Origin of the sequence: Amycolatopsis sp. w19 (assembly GCF_051373225.1) — a bacterium.
GTDB lineage: Bacteria > Actinomycetota > Actinomycetes > Mycobacteriales > Pseudonocardiaceae > Amycolatopsis > Amycolatopsis japonica.
Window position 1 is genome coordinate 154,300 of record NZ_JBPQFM010000014.1, and the last position, 19,799, is coordinate 174,098.

Below are 19,799 nucleotides of genomic sequence, written 5' to 3' on the forward strand. Positions count from 1 at the left end.
CTGAATGCGGTAGTTGGCATCACCAACGAACGCATTCAGAGGACGAAATGCGGGAGGTCAACAGCAGCAACCCCGGCGCGCGAGGGAGTGGAGCCGGGCGTTCGTCGGCGTGGGCCGGTTCGCGGCGTCCTCGACGGCGTCGAGCATCCGCCGCCGCTCCGCCTTGCCGAGCACCCGGCCGCGCGTGATCACCGTGTCGATCTTCGCGACGTTGCGGATGTCCGCCGCCGGATCCGCGTCCAGCAGCACGAGGTCCGCCTCCTTCCCCACCGCGACCGTGCCCGACGTCCCTTCCCTGCCGAGGAACCTCGCCGCGTCCCCGGTGACGGTCTTCAGCGCCCGCACCGGCGAGAGCCCGGCCTCGACCAGGAACGCGAGCTCTTCGTGCAGCCCGCTGCCGGGGAAGGTGTACGGATTGAGGCAGTCGGTGCCACCGATGAGGCCGACACCCGCTTCGTGCGCGACGCCGACCAGCCGCAGCGTCTCCTGGTAGTACCGCTCCTGCAGGGCGACGTCCTCCGGGGTCTTCGGCGCGAAGCGTTCGATGCCCTTGGCCCAGCTCTCGCGCACGTCCGCCGGTACGTACTTGAGCCGCGGGTCCCGCTGGTGGGTCCCGGCGGGCTGCGTGACGACCCGGTTGATCGTCAGCGTCGGCGAGTGCCAGGTGCCGTTGCACCGCAGCCGCTCGAAGTAGGCCCGCGCCACACGGCGGTCGTACGTGGTGACCGACTCGAACTCCAGCCGCCGAGCCAGGTTGAAGAAGTCCCGCGGCGCCGCGGGGTCGTAGGGCGTCGACTTCAGCCTGGCCAGGATCTCGTCGCGCCGGGACGAGCAGTGGATGGACACCCCGAAGAAATGCTCGAGGCTGTGCTGGCCGAGGTCGCTCACCTCGAGGTGGGACAGCTTGTACGGCCAGTGCCCGGAGAACCGCAGGCCCTGGGCCCGGGCCTCGTCCGCGACCGCGCGCACGACGCCGGGTGCGAGGTAGGAGTAGGTCTTGACGAGCTCGGCGCCCGCGGCCTTCTCGGCGCGGACGACGGCCCGCGCTTCGGCCTCCGTCGACACCTGGAGCACCGGCGGGGCCAGGAGCGTGACCGGCCCGTCGACGATCCCGCTCGCCAGCACGACACGCGGGCCGAGCAGCTCGCCGCGTTCGATCTTGCCTTTCGTGGCACGGTTTTCCGCGTACCCCCACATCTCGCGGACGCCCGTGACACCGTGCGCCAGATGCAACGGCGGGACGATGTCCTCGAGGTCCGCACCGTGGGCGTGCATGTCCCACAGACCCGGGATGAGGTACTTGCCGCGGCCGTCGATCACCCGCGCGCCGGGGGTCTCCGGGACCGGGCCGGAGCCGACCCAGGCGATCCGGTCGCCGACGAGCACGACCGAGACGTCACGCCGCGGTGCCGAACCCGTGCCGTCGATCAGCGTGACCTGGGCGAGGACGACGATCGTGCCCGTTTCGGCGGCGGCCGTACCGGGCAGCAGCCCGGCGAGCGCCACCCCGGTCCCACCGGCGGCCAGCCACCTCAGGAACTCGCGCCTGTTGGATCCCATGAGAACCGCCGCCCTTCCACCCGGACCCCCCAGGTGGCCGATTCAACTAGCCGCGACGGCGGGCCCGCAAGAAAAGCGAAGGCCCCTTACCCGAGGTCAGCACGATGTAAGGGGCCTTCTCCTGAAACAGGGCTCAGCCGAAGAAGACCTCGGCCTCTTCGTACCGCTCGACCGGGACGGTCTTCAGTTCGGCGGTCGCCTCGGCGAGCTTGACGCGGACGATGTCCGTGCCGCGCAACGCCACCATCACGCCGAAGTCACCGTCGGCCACGGCGTCGACGGCGTTGAGCCCGAACCGGGTGGCGAGTACGCGGTCGTACGCCGTCGGGGTGCCGCCGCGCTGGACGTGCCCGAGCACGACCGCGCGGGACTCCTTGCCGGTGCGGGCGGCGATCTCGTCGGCCAGCCAGGTGCCGATGCCGCCGAGCCGGACGTGCCCGAAGGCGTCCTTCTCCCCGGTCAGCAGCTTTTCCTCGCCGCCCTCGGGCAGCGCGCCCTCGGCGACGACGATGATCGGCGCGAACTCCTTCTCGAAGCGGCGCTCGACCCACGAGACGACCTGGTCGACGTTGAAGTGCCGCTCCGGCACCAGGATCACGCTCGCGCCGCCGGCGAGGCCCGAGTGCAGCGCGATCCAGCCCGCGTGCCGCCCCATGACCTCGACGACCAGCGCGCGGTGGTGCGACTCGGCCGTGGTGTGCAACCGGTCGATGGCCTCGGTGGCGATCGAGACGGCCGTGTCGAAGCCGAAGGTGTAGTCGGTGGCGCCGAGGTCGTTGTCGATCGTCTTGGGCACCCCGACGACGCCGACGCCGTCGTCCGTGAGCCGCTTCGCGACGCCGAGGGTGTCCTCGCCGCCGATCGCGATCAGCGCGTCGACCTGCTGCTCGGCGAGCACGGCCTTGATCTTGTCGACCCCGCCGTCGACCTTGTACGGATTGGTCCGCGACGAGCGCAGGATCGTGCCGCCGCGGGTCAGGATGTCCTCGACGTCGTTCAGGCCGAGCGGACGGCTGTCCCCGGTGAGGGGACCGTTCCAGCCGTTGCGGAACCCGACGATGTCCCAGCCGTGCACCTCGATGCCCTTGCGCACCACACCGCGGATCACCGCGTTGAGCCCCGGGCAGTCCCCACCGCCGGTCAGCACACCGACACGCATCAGAAGCCTCCGTCTTGTGTTCCGTAGAGATGACAGTCACATGTCCCGACGCCAGCGTAGCGGCAGTTCTCTGGATCGGTGCAGGGCGGACCACCTCGGGAATCGGTACACGCCGCGGATGTGCTAGCTTGGCCCCGTGCAGCGCTATTTCTGGTTTACGAAGCCGGCCCCGGGTGGGCACGGCGGCGTGAACCTGCGCTGACTTCCACCCCGAGCCGGAATCACACCGGCTCGGCGAGTTCCCGCGGGTCGGTATCCCTTTCGAAAGGAACCAGACCCGCGATGTCTCCCTCCGCTGACACCCTGATCGCCCTCGACGGCCACCGCACGGCGGCCATCAACCCGCTGCTGTCGCCCGCGATGCTGCGGCACGAGCATCCGATGACCGCGGAAACCGCCGATACCGTCCTAGCCGGGCGGGCCTCGGCCGTCGACATCCTCGACGGCCGGGACGACCGGCTCCTCGTCGTCGTCGGGCCCTGCTCGGTGCACGACGCGGACGCCGCGCTCGACTACGCCCGCCGTCTCGCCGCCAAGGCCGAAGAACACCGCCGCGACCTGCACATCGTCATGCGCGTCTACTTCGAGAAGCCGCGGACCACGCTCGGCTGGAAGGGCCTGATCAACGACCCCGGTCTCGACGGCACCTACGAGGTCAACCAGGGCCTGCGGATGGCGCGCAAACTGCTGCTCGACATCTCCGCGCTCGGCCTGCCGGTGGGCTGCGAATTCCTCGACCCGATCACCCCGCAGTTCATCTCCGACACCGTGACCTGGGGTTCCATCGGCGCGCGGACCGCGGCGAGCCAGGTGCACCGGCAGCTGTGCAGCGCGCTGTCGATGCCGGTCGGGATCAAGAACTCGACCGAGGGCGACGTCCAGGTCGCCGTCGACGCCACCCGCGCGGCCGGCGCGAGCCACGTCTTCGCCGGGATCAACCCCGACGGGCTCGCCGCGCTCATCACCACCGCGGGCAACGAGGACTGTCACGTCATCCTGCGCGGCAGCTCCGCCGGTCCGAACTACGACCCCACGACGGTGGCCGACACATTGGCGCGGCTGGCGAAGTCGGGGCTGCCGGAACGCGTGATCATCGACGCGAGCCACGGCAACAGCGCGAAGGACCACGTGCGGCAGGCTTCGGTCGTCCGCGAACTCGCCGGGCGGATCGGGGCCGGTGAGCGGGGTATCGCGGGGCTGATGCTGGAGAGCTTCCTGGTGGAGGGGCGCCAGGACCTGACGCTCGGCTCGGCCGCTTCGCTCACCTACGGGCAGTCGATCACGGACGCCTGCCTCGGGTGGGAGACGACGGCGGAGCTGCTGGACACCCTCGCCGAGGCCGTCGACTCACGCCGCTGAGCCCCTCGCGAACGCTAGGAACGGTCCTTTCCTCGCAAATTTCGCAAGGAAAGGACCGTTCATTGCACGGCACTCGGGCCTGCGAGGGGTGGAGCGGCTCCCGTCTCGTGTGGCGAAGGGAGCTTTCGCCGCATGGCACGCGGGGATGGCGCCCTTCACCTCAGGACGTCAGGCCGACGTCCTGGCGAAGGACTCATTCCCACCTTGCGCGGGGACGGGGCTGGGACACCGAACTTCGAGCAGCGCGAACCCGGCTCGGCTGGCGCCTGAGCGTAGGTAAGCGGTGGCCGTGAAGGACTCCTTGAGGGCCCGGAGTCCCTCGAAGTTCCCCTCACCCGGCCGGTACCGGCAACTCCAGCCTCAGCAGTCCAACAGCCACAACGACCGCGCGTGAAGGTGCCTACCGGTGCCAGTAGGACTCGATGATCTGCCACCGCTGGTAGTTGTGCCTCGCGTCCGCCAGCGCGTCGTGCTGGTCGTCCGGGGCCGACGGCAGCTTCGGCTTGCCGGCGTCCTCCCAGCGTTGCCGCAGGTCGCGCGTGAAACGCGGCAGCTGGCGCGGCAACGCGGGCATCGGCCCCCACAGCTGCGCCAGCGCGACGTGGTCGTAGGCGGCGAACCAGGCCCACAGTTCGATGCCGCCGGGCGGTTTGCCGAAGAACTCGAGCAGATCCGTGCGGATCTTCTCGCGGCTGCGCCACGCCGGGTCGGCGGGCGACGGGAGTTTCGGGAGCACGTTGTCGCGGACCCAGGGGCCGGCCTTGCCGGGGTCGAAATCGGTCGAGACCGCGTAGAACTCGCGGCCTCTTTCGTCCACGACACCGATCGACACCAGATCGATGGTCACGCCGTCCTCAATGAATTCGGTGTCGTAGAAAAAGCGCACCGGAGAACCCTAGTGGGGCCTCAGCCGACCTTGGTGTCCGGGATACGGGCGACGTCCTGGGCGGAGGGCTGCGCGGGCACCTTGGGGCGGACTCCCGCCTCCTCGGCGGCGAGCAGTTCCTTCGCCTTGGCGGCGTAGATGTCGACGTACTCCTGGCCGGAGAGCTCCATGAGCGCGTACATGATCTCGTCGGTGATGGACCGCTCGATGAAGCGGTCCCCGGCGAGGCCCTCGTAGCGCGAGAAGTCGAGCGGCTTGCCGAAGCGGATCTCGAGGCGGCGCGGCCACCACATCTTCGAGCCGATCGGGTTGACCTTGTCGGTGCCGATCATGGCGACCGGGACCACGACGCCGCCGGATTCGAGCGCGATCCGCGCGACGCCGGTCTTGCCCTTGTACAGGCGGCCGTCCGGGGAACGGGTGCCTTCGGGGTAGATGCCGAGGAGGTGCCCTTCGCGGACCAGCCGGGTCGCGGTGTCGAGCGCGGCCTGCGCGGCGTTGCCGCCGGAGCGGTCGATCGGGAACTGGCCGACGCCGGTGAAGAACCACTTCTTCAGCAGACCCTTGAAGCCCTTTTCGGTGAAATACTCCGATTTGGCCGGGAAGGTCACCTTGCGCTTGACGCGCAGCGGCATGAAGAAGGAGTCGGCCACCGCGAGGTGGTTGCCCGCCAGGATCGCGCCACCGTCGTCGGGGATGTTCTCCGCGCCGACGACTTTGGTGGGCCACAGCGCCTTGAGCAGTGGCCCGATAAACACGTGTTTCATGAGCCAGTACAGCACTGCGAAAACTCCTCCTAGCAGCTCAACCCCTGTGCCCGATGGTCAAGACTACGAATCGCGCACCCCCGGCACAACGAAGTCCACCCGGTTACCCGCACCCAGCGACGGATCTCACACCGGATCCGGCCCGATTCCGGCAGTGGCCGGGGCCCCACAAGCCGCTCCGGTCGTGCGAACATGGTAGACCTACCCAGCTCTCACGGAAGGCGATCGCATGGCCGTCCTCGCCGGCGCGGAACCGTTCGCTCACACCGGTTCGACCGAAGCAGGGTTCCTGCTGTGCCACGGATTCACCGGCACTCCCGCGAGTATGCGGCCGTGGGGCGACCATCTGGCCGAGGCCGGTTACACGGTGCGTTGCCCGCTGCTCCCCGGGCACGGGACCCGGTGGCAGGACATGAACCGGACAGGCTGGGAGGACTGGTACGGCGCGGTCCGCGAAGAGCTGCTGGCGCTCTTCTCGACCTGCGAGACGGTGTTCGTCGCCGGGATGTCGATGGGCGGGACGCTGACGCTGCGGCTCGCCGAGGAGTTCGGCGACCGGATCGCCGGCATCGTGCTGGTGAACCCGTCGGTCATGACACTGCGCTGGGACGCCAAGCTGCTGCCCGTCCTGTCGCGGATCCTGCCCTCGGTTCCGGGCGTGGCCAACGACATCGCGAAGCCGGGCGTGACCGAGCTGGCCTATTCGCGGACACCCGTGCGCGCCGCGGCGAGCCTGGCGAAGCTGTGGAAGCTCACCCGCGCGGATCTGCGCAAGGTGACCCAGCCGGTGCTCCTGCTCCACTCGGCCGTCGACCACATCGTCGAGCCGGTCAACTCGCGGGTGATCCTCGACGGGATCGGCAGCGACGACGTGACCGAGGTGGTGCTGGAGAACAGCTTCCACGTCGCCACCCAAGACCACGACGCGGGCCTGATCTTCACGCGTACGGTGGACTTCGCCCGGTCCGTGCGCCGGGCGGGACAGGTGGACGCCGGATGAGCAGAGGCAAGGACGGGCCGGAGGACGTCGACGCGACGTTCGCCGAGATCGTGGCCGACCTCCGTGCGGAGGGCGTCGGCCTGTTCCCGGAAGACGACCTGGAGAAACCGGCCGGGAAGACGGCGGAGAAGCCCGCCGAGAAGACGCCCCGGCCGGAACCTTCGGACGCCGAACCCGAACCGGGCTGGCGCGGCGGCGGCACCAGCTGGGACAAGACCCTGTTCGAGGACGACCCGGCCGGGTCGAGCGACGACGAGGGCCACTTCGTGCCGCCCGAGCCGCCTCCCCTGCCGCGTCCGCGCAAGGGCGCGTTCATCGTCCTGCTGTTCTTCCTGCTCGGCCTGCTGCTGCTGATCGCGCCCACCCTGATCGGCATGGGCACCCGGCTCGGCACCCCGCTCGGGATCCTCGCCCTCGCGACCGCGATCGCCCTGCTCCTGCTGCGGGTGCGTCAGGGGCCGCCGCCCGGCGCGGATCCGAACAACGGCGCCCAGGTCTGATCTGCCGGACAATTCGGAAGATGAAGATCGACTTCACTCCCTCGCGCCGGTCGACGGTCGGCGCGGAATGGGAACTCGCCCTCGTCGACCGGCGGACCGGTGAGCTCTCGTCGGTCGCGGAACAGGTGCTCGACGCCGTCCGGCCCGACGGCGAGGAGGAGCATCCGAAGATCAAGCAGGAACTGCTGCTCAACACCATCGAGGTGATCAGCGGGATCTGCGACACGATCGCCGAGGTCAAGGCCGATCTGAACGACTCACTGGACGTCGTGCACTCGGTGCTGGACCCGCTGGGCGTCGAGCTGTTCTCCGCCGGGTCGCATCCGTTCTCGACCTGGTACCAGCAGAAGGTCACGGACAAGGAGCGCTACGCCAAGCTCATCGACCGGACCCAGTGGTGGGGACGGCAGATGCTGATCTACGGCGTCCACGTGCACGTCGGCGTCGACCACCGGGACAAGGCCCTGCCGATCCTCGACGCCCTGCTCAAGTACGCGCCGCATCTGCAAGCGCTTTCGGCGTCTTCGCCGTACTGGGGCGCGGAGGACACCGGGTACGCGTCGAACCGCGCGCTGATGTTCCAGCAGCTGCCGACGGCCGGGCTGCCGTTCCAGTTCCGGAAGTGGACCGAGCTGGAGAGCTATGTGGACGACATGTTCACCACGGGCGTGATCGACCATTTCTCCGAGATCCGCTGGGACATCCGGCCCGCCCCGCATTTCGGGACGATCGAGATGCGGGTGTGCGACGGGCTGCCGACGCTGGAGGAGGTCGGCGCGATCTCCGCGCTGACCCAATGCCTGGTCGACGACTTCAGCGCGCGTCTCGACGACGGCGAGATCCTGCCGACACTGCCGCCGTGGCACGTCCAGGAGAACAAGTGGCGCGCGGCGCGGTACGGCGTCGACGCGATCGTCATCCTCGACGCGGCGGGCAACGAGCGGCTCGTCACCGACGACACCTACGACCTGCTGGACCGGCTCGAACCGGTGGCCCGGCGCCTGGACTGCGCCGACGAACTGCGGTCGGTGGAGACCATCCTGACCCACGGGCCCAGCTACCTGCGTCAGCGCGCGGTCGCGAAGCAGTACAACGGCAGCCTGCGCGCCGTCGTCGCTTCGCTCATCGCGGAGATGCGGGACGGGAAGATCGCGCGCCCCTGACCAGGACCGCGTTCAGAGGACTAAATGCGGGAGTCGAGGTGCCCCAGGAGGGTGCCGGGGCCGAAGGTCGAAGCGCCCAGTGCCTCGACGCGGGAACGCAGCTCCCGGTCGGCGGTGACCACGACGACGTGGTCGTCCGGGCCCGCGGCACGGGCTTCACGCGCGACGGCGACGATCGTGTCGTCGCCTTCGCCGTCGGCCTCGACGACCTCGACACCCGGCACCGTCGCGACTCCCCGCGCCTTGCCCTCGACGACCAGCACGACCTTCGGCCACCACGACCATCCGCCGCCCCCGGGCAGGGCCGGATCGGCGAGCCCGGTCTCGGACAGGCTCGCGAGCTTGTCCCGTAACCGTTCCGCGGCGCCGCGCCGGTCCCGCCACCAGCCGTCCGGCCGCGATCCGACGACGTTCGCGCCGTCGACCACCAGTACCAGCCCGCGATCCAAGTGTTCCCTCAATCCCGGCCACGCCGCCGCGAAGTCGCGATGCAGCCGGAAATCCGCGACCTCGCCGGCGTGGACCCATCGCAGTTCCGCGCTCTCCGCGCTCTTCACCCTGGCCGAAAGCGGGCCGATCGGCGCGGCGAGGACCGTGGTGTAGCGCCAGTTCCCGTGGTCGACGTGCGACGCGGCCAGCGGACGGACCCGCGCGGGCGGGATGTCGGCCTCCTCGTGCGCCTCGCGGGTGGCGGCCTCACGCGGGCTCTCCCCCGCCTCGACGGCGCCACCGGGCAGTGCCCAGGTCCGTCCATGGTGGACCCACCAGGCCCGCCGCTGCAGCAGGACACCGCGCGCGGGATCGGACAGCAGCAACCCGGCCGCGCCGTTCAAACCCCAGTGAAGATGCCCGAAGTCGCACTTCACGAAGCCGTTGCCGTCCTGCCGGGTCACCGCTTCAGCGTGTCACACCGATCTCGGCGCCGGGAGCCTTCGCCGCGTCGACGGCGAGTGCGGCGGCACCGACGATCGCCGAATCGTCGCCGTGGTGCGCGGCCCGGATCCGCGCCAGCGGCCGGTGCCCGGCGCCGGTGATCTTGTCCGCGTAGTGCTCGCGGGCCTCGTCGAGGAACAGCGGAGCGGATTCGGACACGCCGCCGCCGATCACGATGAGCTCGGGATCGAAGACGTCGGCGACCAGCGCCAGCCCCTCGGCCAGCCATTTCGCCAGCTCGGTCATCGCGCGCTGGGCGATCGGGTCGCCGTCGCGGGCGGCCCCGGCGACGCGGCGGCCGGTGACCGAACCGGGGTCTCCCCTGGTCTCGCGCGCCAGGACGGTCGAGCGGCCGGGATGCCGCGCGAGCAGCTCCACCGCCGTCGCCGCCAGCGCCGTCCCGCTGCAGTAGCGCTCCCAGCAGCCGTATTTCCCGCACGGGCAGGGCCTGCCGCCGGGGACGACGGTCAGATGCCCGAGTTCCGGCGCGACGCCGTACGCGCCCCGGTAGATCTTGCCGTCGAGCAGCAGTCCCGCGCCGATCCCGGTACCGAGGGCGATCAGCGCGGCGACATGAGCGCCGCGGGCGGCCCCGAAGCGGTATTCGCCGACCGCGGCGGCGTTCACGTCGTGCTCCAGGGTCACCGGCAGGCCGACCCGCTTCTCGATGCGCTCGGCGACCGGCGCGGCACGCCAGGACAGATGCGGCGCGAACATCACCGTCCGCCGGTCCTTCGCGACGAACCCGGCGACCGCGAGCCCGACCCCGGACACGTCGTGCCGGTTGCGGAGGTCTTCGACGACGCCGGCGATGGCGTCTTCGAGCGCGTCCTCCCCGCTGGGCGTCCCGACCCTGGCGGTGTCCATCAGCGAGCCGTGCTCGTCCACCACGCCGGCGCGCACGCTCGTGCCCCCGACGTCCACCCCTACCGTCAGCAACTCAGTTCTCCCGGTCCGGCTGCCAAGCGTCGCGCCTGGTCACCGTGATGTGCTGGACCCGCGAAGCTCCCATCGGCACATCTTCGGCCGCGGGCTCCTTCCGCGCAGGCTGGAACCCCGGCATGTGCACGCCGGCCTCGGGTTCCCACCGGTCGGCGAGCACCGCCCGCAGCAACGCGACGAGCTGCGCGGCCTGCTCCATCAGGCGGGCCACGAACTCGGGCCGTTCCCCTCGGAAGACCCCGACGACGGCGCAGAGCGGGCACCATCCGTCGGCGTCGTGGTCGGTGCAGCCGTGCCCGGCGGAGATCAGGCCCTCCAGCCACGGCGCGGCGTGCTCGACGACCAGTTCGACCAGGAGCCGGATCTCTTCGGCCAGTTCGAGCGGCTTCGATCCGGTGTACTCGTTGTTCTCGCTCACCCGGGTCCCCGGTTCCCGGCCAGGCTCACGACCAGGCCGTGCGCGTCGGATTCCGCACCGGTGATCCGGCACGGGCGCAACATCTCCGGCAGCGCGATCAGCCGCCGGAAACCGTCCACGGTGACGGCGAGATCATCGTCCACTCTGGCCAGGTCCACTTCGGAATCGAGGTGCAAGGGCACCGCGATCCGCAGCTCGTAGCCGCCGTCCGATTCGGACACCTGCAGCAGTGGGGTCACACCTTTTTCGTTCCCCGCCAAGGGGTCCAGCCCCTGATAGAGCTCGTACGCGATTTCCCGCAACGCCTCGAGCCCCACCGGCTCGACGGCGCGATGCTCGACGGGCTTCACCTGCCCCGATCCGAAACCCGCTTCGGCGAGTTCGGCGAGAACGGCGTTCTGCTGGGTGCGCCGGGTCCGCATCCAGGTGGCCGCGGCGCCGCGCCAGAACCCGGGCGCGGGCATGAGCCGGTTGACGATCAGGCCGTCGACCAGGATCCCGCGCAGGGCAAGGGAACTGAGCGTGCGGCGGGCTTCGGCGACGACGACGCGCTCCGGCGTCAGCACGAGCCGCACGGTGGTGGTGGCCGGATCGGTCAGCAGCGTGCGCAGCGACTCCAGATGCGCGCCGAGCCGCCGCACCGCGGCCGCCGTACGCCGCGCGCCCGGTTTGAACATCCGCGACAGATAGCCGGAGACGGCTTCGGGCAAAGCCAGCAGCCGCAGGGTTTCCGCGGTCGGCCCGCAATCGACGACGACCGTCTCCCAGGGACCGTGCTCGGCGAGGCGCTGGACCTCGGTGAGGGCGAGGAGTTCGTCGACGCCGGGCACCACGGTGAGTTCTTCGGCGTCGAGCGAGTCGAGACCCACTCCCGCGAGCGCGGTCTGCAGTTCCCGCCGGAGTTCGCGCCAGGTGCTGTCGACGAGGCCGCGGGTGTCGATCTGGGCGGCGTGGAGCAGCGTGTCCACTTCGGACGGTTCGCCGCCGAGCGGGCGGCCGAAGGCGTCACCGAGGGAATGCGCCGGGTCGGTCGAGACCACGAGCGTCTTCCTGCCCCGACCGGCCAGTGCCGCCGCCGTCGCCGCGGCCAGCGTGGTCTTGCCGACACCCCCCTTGCCGGTGAACAGCAGGATCCGCATGCCTACCCTTCGACTCAGGATGCTTCAGCGCGCTTCTTGAGCTCCTTGAGCGCGGTGTCCATGACCATCTTCTCGGCCTTGCGGCGCAGCAGCCCGATCATCGGCAGCGCCAGCTCGACGGACAGCGTATACGTCACCTTGGTGCGTCCGGCGCCCAGCGCTTCGAGGGCGTAGCGGCCGTTCTGGGCCTTCTGCATCTGCCCCTTGACCAGGTGCCAGCTGACTCCGTTGCCGTCGGCGTCCCAGTCGTACTCGAGGGTGTACACGTCCTTGATGGGGCCGGCGTCGAGGGTGAGTTTCACCTGCTTGGCGCGGCCGTCGGCGTCCTCGCCGAGCACCTCGGTCTCCCGGACGGCCTTGGCCCATTCCGGGTACGCGGGAAAGTCGGCGATGACGGCCATGACCCGCTCGGGCTCGGCGTCGACCTCGATGGATTGCGTGGACTGCTCGGCCATGAACGCAGCCTAGCCGCAGCCCAGGGTCACCAGCGAAGCACGTACGGCTGTGCCGTCTCTTTGAAGTGACCGACGTTACGGCATTCGGTCCTGCCGAGCCGCGTCCGCGGGGTCAGCGGCTGGTGGACGTGCCCGAAGACCGACCAGCGCGGCCGCTGCTCGCGGATGAGGTCCACCAGCGCCGCCGAGCCGATCTCGGACCGCCGCGCGATCACGTCGTAGGTCAGTTCCGGGACGGCCGGCGGGATGTGGGTGCACAGGACGTCGACGTTCTCCAGCCCGGCGACCGCGACGTCGTACTCCTCGCGGGTGCGCAGGTACGGCCGCCAGAAGCCGTTGCGGCGCGGGACCACGTTCGGCGGGAGCAGCGCACCGCCGATGAACCCGAACCGCAGGCCGCCGAACTCGGCGACCTCTCCGTCGAGGACGGTGATGCCGTCGCCGGCGAATTCGGGCCACAGCGAGGGGTCGTCGACGTTGCCGGGGGTCGCGAACGTCGGCGCGGTCAGCGCGCCGAACAGGACGCCGTACTGGTCGTGGATCGCCTCGCCGACGGCGGCCGCGGGATCGGCCAAAGTGGCCCACAACGATCGCGAGAAGGCAACGGTCTCATCACGAGTGCCCTCGCGCCGCAGGCGCGCGAACTCGCCGACCTTCTCGGCGCCGAACAGCGCGCCCATGATGCCCTTGTCGTGCTCGCGGTAGTCGACGAAGTCCAGCAGGTCGCCGAGGACGATCAGTGCGTCGGCGCCGTCGCCCGCGCGTTTGAGCGCGTCGGCGTTGCCGTGCACGTCCGACACCACGTGAACCCGCATGTTCTCCCCTGTGCTCCCCGTGCCTACTGAGCCCGGGGACCGACCCCGGGCTCGCGCCCGTCCTCCAGGACCTCCTTGAGCCCGAGCGCGATCGCCTTGGCGGCACGGGCACGGCGATCGAACTCGCGGCGCAGTTCCCGCGGTGCCAGGCCGATCGGCTCCCCGTCGGGACCGGCGGGGGTGGCGCGCAGGAAGTAGTGCAGCAAGGTTCCGTCGAGCACCGGCTCGAGCCAGACCTCCATGGTACCGATCAAGGCACCGCGCACGGTCCAGCGCAATCCCTGGTCCCCGCGGTCGGTGTAGACCTCCAGGACGAGGTCCGGCCAGTAACGTGACCAAGATCGCGGATCGGCGAAAGCGGTGGCCACGGTGGAGGGCGGGACCACGAGGAAGGTCTCGTCGACGATGTCGAGAGCTGGCGGCGCCTGGTTCACAGCGGCAGAATGTCATGCCCTGGGTATGGCCGATTCGTCAGCATGGTCTTAAGGTGCACGGCACGCTAAGTTGACTGGCGGGTAACACCGGTCACACCACTTGCACGCGAACACGGAGGTTCCTCGTGCGCGAATACAGCGCCCCCGCCGCCAATCCGGTGACAGACGACGAGAATCTCGCCGACGTCGTCTGGGCGAACGCGGAGCGGTTCTCCGATGTCGTGAGTTTCCGCCGCCAGGTCGACGGTACCTGGTTGGACGTCACCGCCAAAGACTTCGCCGCCCAGGTTCTGGCCGTGGCCAAGGGAATGGCCCAGGCGGGCATCGCACCGGGCGACCGGATCGGGCTCATGTCCAAGACCCGCTACGAATGGACCCTGATCGACTTCGCGATCTGGGCCGCCGGCGCGGTCACCGTCCCGATCTACGACACCTCGTCGGCCGAGCAGGTGCACTGGATCCTCTCGGACTCGGCCGCGAAGGGCGTGTTCGTCGAGACCGACGAGCACCTCGCGACGCTGGAGTCCGTGAAGGGCCGCCTCGACGGGCTCGAGCACACCTGGCAGATCGACGCCGCCGCCGTCGACCACCTCACCGAGCAGGGCGCCGAGCTGAGCGACGACGACCTGCACGAGCGCCGCCGCACGGTGAAGGCCGGCGACCTGGCCACGATCGTGTACACCTCGGGCACGACCGGCCGCCCCAAGGGCGTCGAGCTGACCCACCGGAACCTCCTCGCCGAGATCCGCGCCGACATCGCCGCGTTCCCGCAGCTGATGGAGCAGGGCAACTCGCTGCTGGTGTTCCTGCCGCTCGCGCACGTCCTCGCCCGCGCCATCGCGGTGACCGCGCTCAGCGCGCGAGTGACCCTCGGACACACCTCGGACGTCAAGAACCTCGTCGCCGACCTCGGCACCTTCCGGCCGACGTTCGTCGTCGCCGTGCCGCGCGTGTTCGAGAAGGTCTACAACAGCGCGAAGCAGAAGGCGCACGGCGACGGCAAGGGCAAGATCTTCGACGCCGCCGAAGCCACCGCGGTCGCGTACAGCCAGGCTCAGGACACCGGCGGCGCCGGGCTGGGCCTGAAGGTCAAGCACGCGCTGTTCGACAAGCTGGTGTTCAGCAAGCTCCGCGCGGCCCTCGGCGGCCGGTGCGTCGCCGCGGTGTCCGGCGGTGCCCCGCTCGGCGTGCGGCTGGCGCATTTCTTCCGCGGCATCGGCGTCCCGGTGTTCGAGGGCTACGGCCTGACCGAGACCTCCGCGGCGGCCTGCGTCGGCACGCAGGACGGGTTCCGCGTCGGCACCGTGGGCCGCCCGGTCGCCGGCACCTCGGTCCGGATCGCCGACGACGGCGAGATCCTGCTGAAGGGCGACGTCGTGTTCGGCGGCTACTTCAACAACCCCGAGGCGACCGCCGAAGCGCTGGAAGACGGCTGGTTCCACACCGGCGACCTCGGTGAACTCGACAACGACGGCTTCCTGAAGATCACCGGGCGCAAGAAGGAGATCATCGTCACGGCGGGCGGCAAGAACGTCGCCCCGTCCGGGCTCGAGGACACCATCAAGGCCAGCCCGCTGGTCAGCCAGGCGATGGTCGTCGGCGACCAGCGGCCGTTCATCGGCGCGCTGATCACCATCGACGAGGAGTACTTCCCGTCGTGGAAGTCGCAGCACGGCAAGCCTTCCGACGCCTCGGTGTCCGATCTGGCCGACGACGCCGAACTGCGCGCCGAGATCCAGACGGCCGTCGATCAGGCCAACAGCGCGGTGTCGCAGGCCGAGGCGATCAAGAAGTTCACGATCCTCTCGAAGGACTTCACCGAGGCGGGCGGGGAGATCACGCCGAGCCTGAAGCTGAAGCGCAACATCGTGAACAAGAACTACGCGACCGACATCGAGGCCCTGTACAAGAAGTAGCCTTTCGCGCGTGAAGGCCTCCTTCCCTACCCTCAAGGTCAGGGTCCCGGCAAAGTCGCATAAGTGCTGGCCGGTACCACTCTCGGCGTACGGCGGATGACAGGAGGTTCCCCTGTTTCCGTCCACAAAGGACGCCGGCAGTCGAGTAAATATCCGCTTGAGTCTTATTTGTACGGTTTCCAAGTGGGGTCGTGAGTGGCGATTGTCGTTAGAACGACCAAAACACTCACGGCCACCCCGGAAAACGCCCAAACCAGGCATGGCCGCCTTGGCAGTGTCCCCTGTGGACGGTCGAGCGATGTGTGGGGGATCAGCGTGACGAGCCCCCTTGGTCGCCGCTTGACCAGCGCTTATGCGACTTGCCGGGACCCTACCCTCAAGGTAGTGAAGGAGGCCTTCACGGACTTCGGGCCTGCCCCGGACACGACAAGGGGCTGAAGGACGCTTTCACCGCGTGACATGCGGCGAAAGCGTCCTTCAGCCGATCTTCTCGTCCCAGTCGATGTGGTGCCGGTAAAGCCAATTCCGGTCCCGGTCGGACGTCGTTCCCGAGGACACCGCAGCGCTGCCCGCCACCAGTTCCTCCACCCGCGCCCGCCGCAGCCGCTCATAGGCCGCGAAAGCCGTTGGCGCGTCGGGAAGATCCCGCAAACACTGGGCCAGTACGACACTGTCCTCCAGCGCCATCGACGCGCCCTGCCCCGCGGCGGGCGAGGCCGCGTGCGCCGCGTCGCCGACGAGCACCATCGTCGAGTTGAACCACACCGGTGTCGACGGCACGTCGTAGGAGTGACCGCCGAACACGTCGTCGCCCGTCGACCGGATGATTTCCGCGGCGGGCAACGGTTCCCCGTCGAAGGCGGCGAAAGCGGCCGCGCGCCATTCGGCCGGTGTCAGGCCGGAGCGCACTCCCTCGGCCGTGGGAAGCCGCGCGAACCAGTACGTCGAGCCGTCGGGAGTAGTCGTGTAACCGAAGTAGGCGTGCAGGCTCTGAATCATCCGATAGAGGGAAGGCGCCTGCGGGATGTTCGTGTCGGTCGTGTAGCCGTAGACGACGTCGAGGCCCGTCGAACGCGGCGGCGGGCAGTCCGGGTCGATGATCGTCCGGACGACCGAACGCAGGCCGTCGGCGCCGATCAGGATGTCGCCTTCGGCCACGGAACCGTCCTCGAACCGCGCGATCCCCGGCGAGGCGGAAACCAGCCGTTTCCCGCGCTCGAAGGTGATCCCGCGCGAGATCGCCTCGTCCTGCAGCGCACGGTAAAGCGACGCCCGCGTCATCGTGCGCGGACCGGCGAGGCCTTCGATGTCGAAGGAACGTCGTTCGACGGTCCGCCCGTCGGGCGTCACGAGTTCCAGACCCACGGCGCCGAACGAAATGTCGATCACCGGTGCCTCGGCGCCGATCGCACGCAGGGCGTCCATGCCGTTGTGCATGATCGTCAGGAAGGCGCCCGCGTCCTCGCCGCCGGACGGGTGCGCCTCGTGGACGCTCGCCTCGATCCCGGCCCGGCGCAACGCCATCGCGGTCACCGTGCCGGAGACACCGCCGCCGATAATCACTGCCTTCACCGTGAACCCCTGTCGTGTCGCCGACCCCCGACGGTACCGGGAAACGGCGACACGACAGAGGGGATCACGCGCCGCCGCTGGCGACGATGTCGCCGTTGACGCCCTTGGGGAAGAACCCGCCCTCCTTCACCGCGCCCGGGTTCAGGTAGACGACGTTCAGCACCCGGTCGGCGCCGCGGCCGAAGCAGATGCCGTTGTGGTCGGTCGGCACGATGTTGGCCTGGTTGCCGAGCAGGACACCCTGGTCGTCGTCGCCGGGACCGTCGAGGGCGTCGCGCGCGTTGGAGATCTTGGCGGCCGCGTCGCCGAGTTCCCGGTCGAACAGCGCGGTCCGGATGGTGGCGGCGTGGTAGGCCTCGGCGGCCAGGATGCCGGCGGCCGCGTCGAGGAACGTCTTGTTGGTGATCAGCGGCGCGGCACCCTTGTAGGCCGTCACGCCGACGTCCTCGAACAGGAACGCCGCGAGCAGGAAGTTCTTCTCGTTGGCGAACGGGTCGAACTGCTGGTACCCGCTGATCAGCCCGGCCGCCTTGGCCGCGGCGGTGAAGCTGTCCTTGAGGTCGATCTCGGGCCGCGACACCGCGGCCTCGCCCAGCGCGCCGCGCAGGAATTTGACGTGCGCGACCTCGTCGCCCGCGATCTCCTTCGCGAACTGGTGCAGCGCCTTGTCGTGGAACATCACCTTCTTGCCGCCGGAGACGCCGCCCTGAGTGCCGACGCCACCGGTGAGGTCGTCCGGCAGCCCGCGGCCGTGGACGGCGAAGGAGTAGAACTCGGCTTCGAGGTACTCCAGGTTGAGCGCGAAATTGAGGACGGCGGCGTCACTGGGAGCACCCTCGGCGGCAGCGGCGTCACCCGTGGCCGAAGCCGACGAAGTGGCCTGGACCCCGAGGTAGGTCGCGCCGACGACACCGAGCCCCGCCGCGCCCGCGGCCTTCAGGAACCGGCGGCGATCCGTGCGGTTCTCCGCGCTGCGGGAGATCAGGGTACGAACGAAGGGCTTTCCGAACACGAGTGGTTCCTCTCGTCTTTGCGGTGCACACCCACCCACTCGGACGTTCGGAACCACTCGCGGCCCGGATTGGAGAAGATCTCGAACTTATTTCTTCGTCGCCGCGGCAAGGCGAACAGTGACCGTGCCACGCCACGCACTTTGTCGACGAACCGCAGATCAGCGTCCTCGTGAGTACCGCACTCACGTGATCGAAGCCGGAACTCGCGTGCTCAGCGGCGGAACACGCGTGTGCGGCTTCCAGACACGCGAGTCACGTGCCTGATCACGCGAGTCACGCCTTCGCTCACGCCGCGCCTGCGCGCCTGATCCGTGAAGGCCTCCTTGAGGGACCCAGAGTCCCTCAAGGTGGCCTTCACGGACTTCCGACCAGGTTGCCTTAAGGCTCCTTAGTTCTTCGTCGCCGCGGCAAGGCGAACGCAGACCGCGAGACCGCGGATGGCCTCTTCGACCTCGGCCAGCTCGGGGTACGTCGGCGCGATGCGGATGACGGCGTCCTCGGGGTCGTCGCCGTACGGGTGGGTCGCGCCGGCCGGGGTCAGGGCGATACCCGCCTCCTTGGCCAGCCGCACGACCTCCTTGGCGGTCCCGGACGGCACGGTCAGCGAGATGAAGTACCCGCCGGTCGGCTTGGTCCAGGACGCGAGGCCCGATTCGCCGAGTTCCTTGGTGAGGATCTCGTCGACGGCCGCGAACTTCGGCCCGATCAGCTCGGCGTGCTTGCGCATGTGCTCGCGGACGCCGTCCTCGTCGCGCAGGAACTGCGCGTGACGGAGCTGGTTGACCTTGTCCGGGCCGATGGTCCGCTTGCCGATGAGGCCGGTCCACCAGGCCAGGTTCGCCTCGGACGCGCCGAAGAAGCCGACACCGCCACCCGCGTAGGTGACCTTCGAGGTGGAGCCGAAGACGAACACGCGGTCGGCGTTGCCCGCCTCGGTGGCCAGCGCGAGCAGGTCGGCCAGCTGCGCCTCGTCCTCGGTGAGGTGGTGCACGGCGTAGGCGTTGTCCCAGAAGATCCGGAAGTCCGGGGCGGCCGTGGTCATCGTCGCCAGGCGGCGCACGGTGTCGTCGCTGTAGGTGACCCCGGTCGGGTTGCTGTACTTCGGCACGCACCAGATGCCCTTGACCGCGGCGTCCTCGGCGACGAGACGCTCGACGACCGCCATGTCCGGGCCGGTCTCGGTCAGCGGCACCTGGATCAGCTCGATCCCGAAGCGCTCGGCCAGCGCGAAGTGGCGGTCGTAGCCCGGCACGGGGCACAGGAACTTGACGCTCGGCTCGTCGGCCCAGCGGCGCTCGGCGCCCGGCAGCTTGCTGAGGAAGGCCTGCACGATCGAGTCGTGCATGAGCTCCAGGCTGGAGTTGCCCGCGGCCAGCAGCTGCTCGGCCGGGACCTGCAGCGGCCCGGCGAAGATGCGGCGGAGCTCGGGCAGGCCCTTGAGGCCGCCGTAGTTGCGGACGTCCGTGCCGTCCTCGGCCTTGCGCACGTCTCCGGGGAGGGCGAGCAGCCCGTCGGCGAGGTCCAGCTGGCGAGGGGACGGCTTGCCGCGGGTGATGTCCAGGGAGAGGCCACGGTCGACGAGGGCCGCGTAGTCGCGGCGGGCGCTCTCGACATCGACAGGTGCAGTGGTCATGCCTAACGCTAAACCCGGCGGCGGTCCGGCGTGAGACGAGGGTGGCCCAAGGCCCGTGCGCACAAGATCCGATAACGGTTCCGGTGCGTTTTTCAGCAATCGTAACGAGGCCAAATCCCCTATTGATGCCGCCAC

At 69.6% G+C, this 19,799-nt stretch carries 19 protein-coding genes; 5 read left to right on the plus strand and 14 right to left on the minus strand.

Translation table 11 applies throughout. The features are described from left to right. Positions 1-57 precede the first annotated feature (57 nt). A complete protein-coding gene (locus tag ACSMFO_RS25905) occupies positions 58-1,560 on the minus strand; it encodes an amidohydrolase family protein (protein WP_436460813.1) in 1,503 nt (500 codons plus the stop codon). A gap of 133 nt (positions 1,561-1,693) precedes the next feature. Further along, positions 1,694-2,719 carry a 6-phosphofructokinase gene (locus tag ACSMFO_RS25910; protein WP_037343389.1) on the minus strand — a complete coding sequence of 342 codons (1,026 nt, stop codon included), beginning with the start codon at positions 2,717-2,719 and terminating at the stop codon, positions 1,694-1,696. Positions 2,720-3,001: 282 nt separating this feature from the next. Here ACSMFO_RS25910 and ACSMFO_RS25915 point away from each other — a divergent pair, with 282 nt between their 5' ends. Continuing rightward, complete coding sequence (locus tag ACSMFO_RS25915) at positions 3,002-4,078, plus strand: 3-deoxy-7-phosphoheptulonate synthase (protein WP_436460814.1); 1,077 nt, start codon at positions 3,002-3,004, stop codon at positions 4,076-4,078. Positions 4,079-4,478: 400 nt separating this feature from the next. Here the strand turns inward: ACSMFO_RS25915 and ACSMFO_RS25920 are convergent, their stop codons facing one another. Both ACSMFO_RS25920 and ACSMFO_RS25925 read right to left on the minus strand, forming a co-directional pair. Continuing rightward, positions 4,479-4,964 carry a polyadenylate-specific 3'-exoribonuclease AS gene (locus tag ACSMFO_RS25920; RefSeq protein ID WP_016332795.1) on the minus strand — a complete coding sequence of 162 codons (486 nt, stop codon included), beginning with the start codon at positions 4,962-4,964 and terminating at the stop codon, positions 4,479-4,481. A 20-nt stretch (positions 4,965-4,984) separates the two neighbouring features. Further along, on the minus strand, positions 4,985-5,746 hold the full coding sequence (locus tag ACSMFO_RS25925) for a lysophospholipid acyltransferase family protein (RefSeq protein ID WP_016332794.1): 762 nt from the start codon (positions 5,744-5,746) through the stop codon (positions 4,985-4,987). 214 nt (positions 5,747-5,960) lie between these two features. On the opposite strand from ACSMFO_RS25925, the gene ACSMFO_RS25930 reads away from it, so the two are divergent. From ACSMFO_RS25930 to ACSMFO_RS25940, 3 genes are read left to right on the plus strand one after another with little or no spacing between them, the layout of a single operon-like run. After that, complete coding sequence (locus ACSMFO_RS25930) at positions 5,961-6,731, plus strand: alpha/beta hydrolase (protein ID WP_037343382.1); 771 nt, start codon at positions 5,961-5,963, stop codon at positions 6,729-6,731. After that, positions 6,728-7,231: a hypothetical protein gene (locus ACSMFO_RS25935; protein WP_038516169.1), complete on the plus strand. Its 504-nt coding sequence runs from the start codon at positions 6,728-6,730 to the stop codon at positions 7,229-7,231. The genes ACSMFO_RS25930 and ACSMFO_RS25935 overlap by 4 nt, the downstream gene beginning before the upstream one ends. Positions 7,232-7,251: 20 nt before the next feature. Then, positions 7,252-8,394 carry a glutamate--cysteine ligase gene (locus ACSMFO_RS25940; protein ID WP_038516172.1) on the plus strand — a complete coding sequence of 381 codons (1,143 nt, stop codon included), beginning with the start codon at positions 7,252-7,254 and terminating at the stop codon, positions 8,392-8,394. Between the two features lie 20 nt (positions 8,395-8,414). Here the strand turns inward: ACSMFO_RS25940 and ACSMFO_RS25945 are convergent, their stop codons facing one another. From ACSMFO_RS25945 to ACSMFO_RS25975, 7 genes are read right to left on the minus strand one after another with little or no spacing between them, the layout of a single operon-like run. Next, complete coding sequence (locus ACSMFO_RS25945; protein ID WP_436460815.1) at positions 8,415-9,287, minus strand: NUDIX domain-containing protein; 873 nt, start codon at positions 9,285-9,287, stop codon at positions 8,415-8,417. Between the two features lie 4 nt (positions 9,288-9,291). Next, positions 9,292-10,251, minus strand: coding sequence for an ROK family protein (locus ACSMFO_RS25950; RefSeq protein WP_038516178.1), 960 nt, complete (start codon positions 10,249-10,251; stop codon positions 9,292-9,294). Between the two features lie 16 nt (positions 10,252-10,267). Beyond that, a complete protein-coding gene (locus ACSMFO_RS25955) occupies positions 10,268-10,687 on the minus strand; it encodes a hypothetical protein (protein WP_038516181.1) in 420 nt (139 codons plus the stop codon). After that, positions 10,684-11,826: an ArsA family ATPase gene (locus tag ACSMFO_RS25960; RefSeq protein ID WP_436460816.1), complete on the minus strand. Its 1,143-nt coding sequence runs from the start codon at positions 11,824-11,826 to the stop codon at positions 10,684-10,686. Before ACSMFO_RS25960 ends, ACSMFO_RS25955 begins: the two co-directional genes overlap by 4 nt. Before the next feature lie 14 nt (positions 11,827-11,840). Further along, positions 11,841-12,281, minus strand: coding sequence for an SRPBCC family protein (locus tag ACSMFO_RS25965; RefSeq protein ID WP_037343373.1), 441 nt, complete (start codon positions 12,279-12,281; stop codon positions 11,841-11,843). A 26-nt stretch (positions 12,282-12,307) separates the two neighbouring features. Continuing rightward, entirely contained in the window at positions 12,308-13,096 is a 789-nt protein-coding gene (locus tag ACSMFO_RS25970) for a metallophosphoesterase family protein (RefSeq protein ID WP_038516186.1), read from the minus strand. A gap of 23 nt (positions 13,097-13,119) precedes the next feature. Then, positions 13,120-13,530 carry a polyketide cyclase / dehydrase and lipid transport gene (locus tag ACSMFO_RS25975; protein ID WP_436460817.1) on the minus strand — a complete coding sequence of 137 codons (411 nt, stop codon included), beginning with the start codon at positions 13,528-13,530 and terminating at the stop codon, positions 13,120-13,122. Between the two features lie 125 nt (positions 13,531-13,655). Between ACSMFO_RS25975 and ACSMFO_RS25980 the strand changes: the two genes are divergently transcribed. Then, positions 13,656-15,446 carry an AMP-dependent synthetase/ligase gene (locus tag ACSMFO_RS25980; protein ID WP_038516192.1) on the plus strand — a complete coding sequence of 597 codons (1,791 nt, stop codon included), beginning with the start codon at positions 13,656-13,658 and terminating at the stop codon, positions 15,444-15,446. 477 nt (positions 15,447-15,923) lie between these two features. On the opposite strand, the gene ACSMFO_RS25985 is transcribed toward ACSMFO_RS25980, so the two are convergent. From ACSMFO_RS25985 to ACSMFO_RS25995, 3 genes are all read right to left on the minus strand, one after another. Continuing rightward, positions 15,924-17,018 (minus strand): FAD-dependent oxidoreductase, encoded by a 1,095-nt coding sequence (locus ACSMFO_RS25985; protein WP_436460818.1) that lies wholly within the window; start codon positions 17,016-17,018, stop codon positions 15,924-15,926. Between the two features lie 64 nt (positions 17,019-17,082). Continuing rightward, positions 17,083-18,030, minus strand: coding sequence for a ferritin-like domain-containing protein (locus ACSMFO_RS25990; RefSeq protein WP_038516198.1), 948 nt, complete (start codon positions 18,028-18,030; stop codon positions 17,083-17,085). Positions 18,031-18,419: 389 nt separating this feature from the next. Continuing rightward, positions 18,420-19,664 carry an aminotransferase class I/II-fold pyridoxal phosphate-dependent enzyme gene (locus ACSMFO_RS25995; protein ID WP_073846796.1) on the minus strand — a complete coding sequence of 415 codons (1,245 nt, stop codon included), beginning with the start codon at positions 19,662-19,664 and terminating at the stop codon, positions 18,420-18,422. Positions 19,665-19,799: the final 135 nt, after the last annotated feature.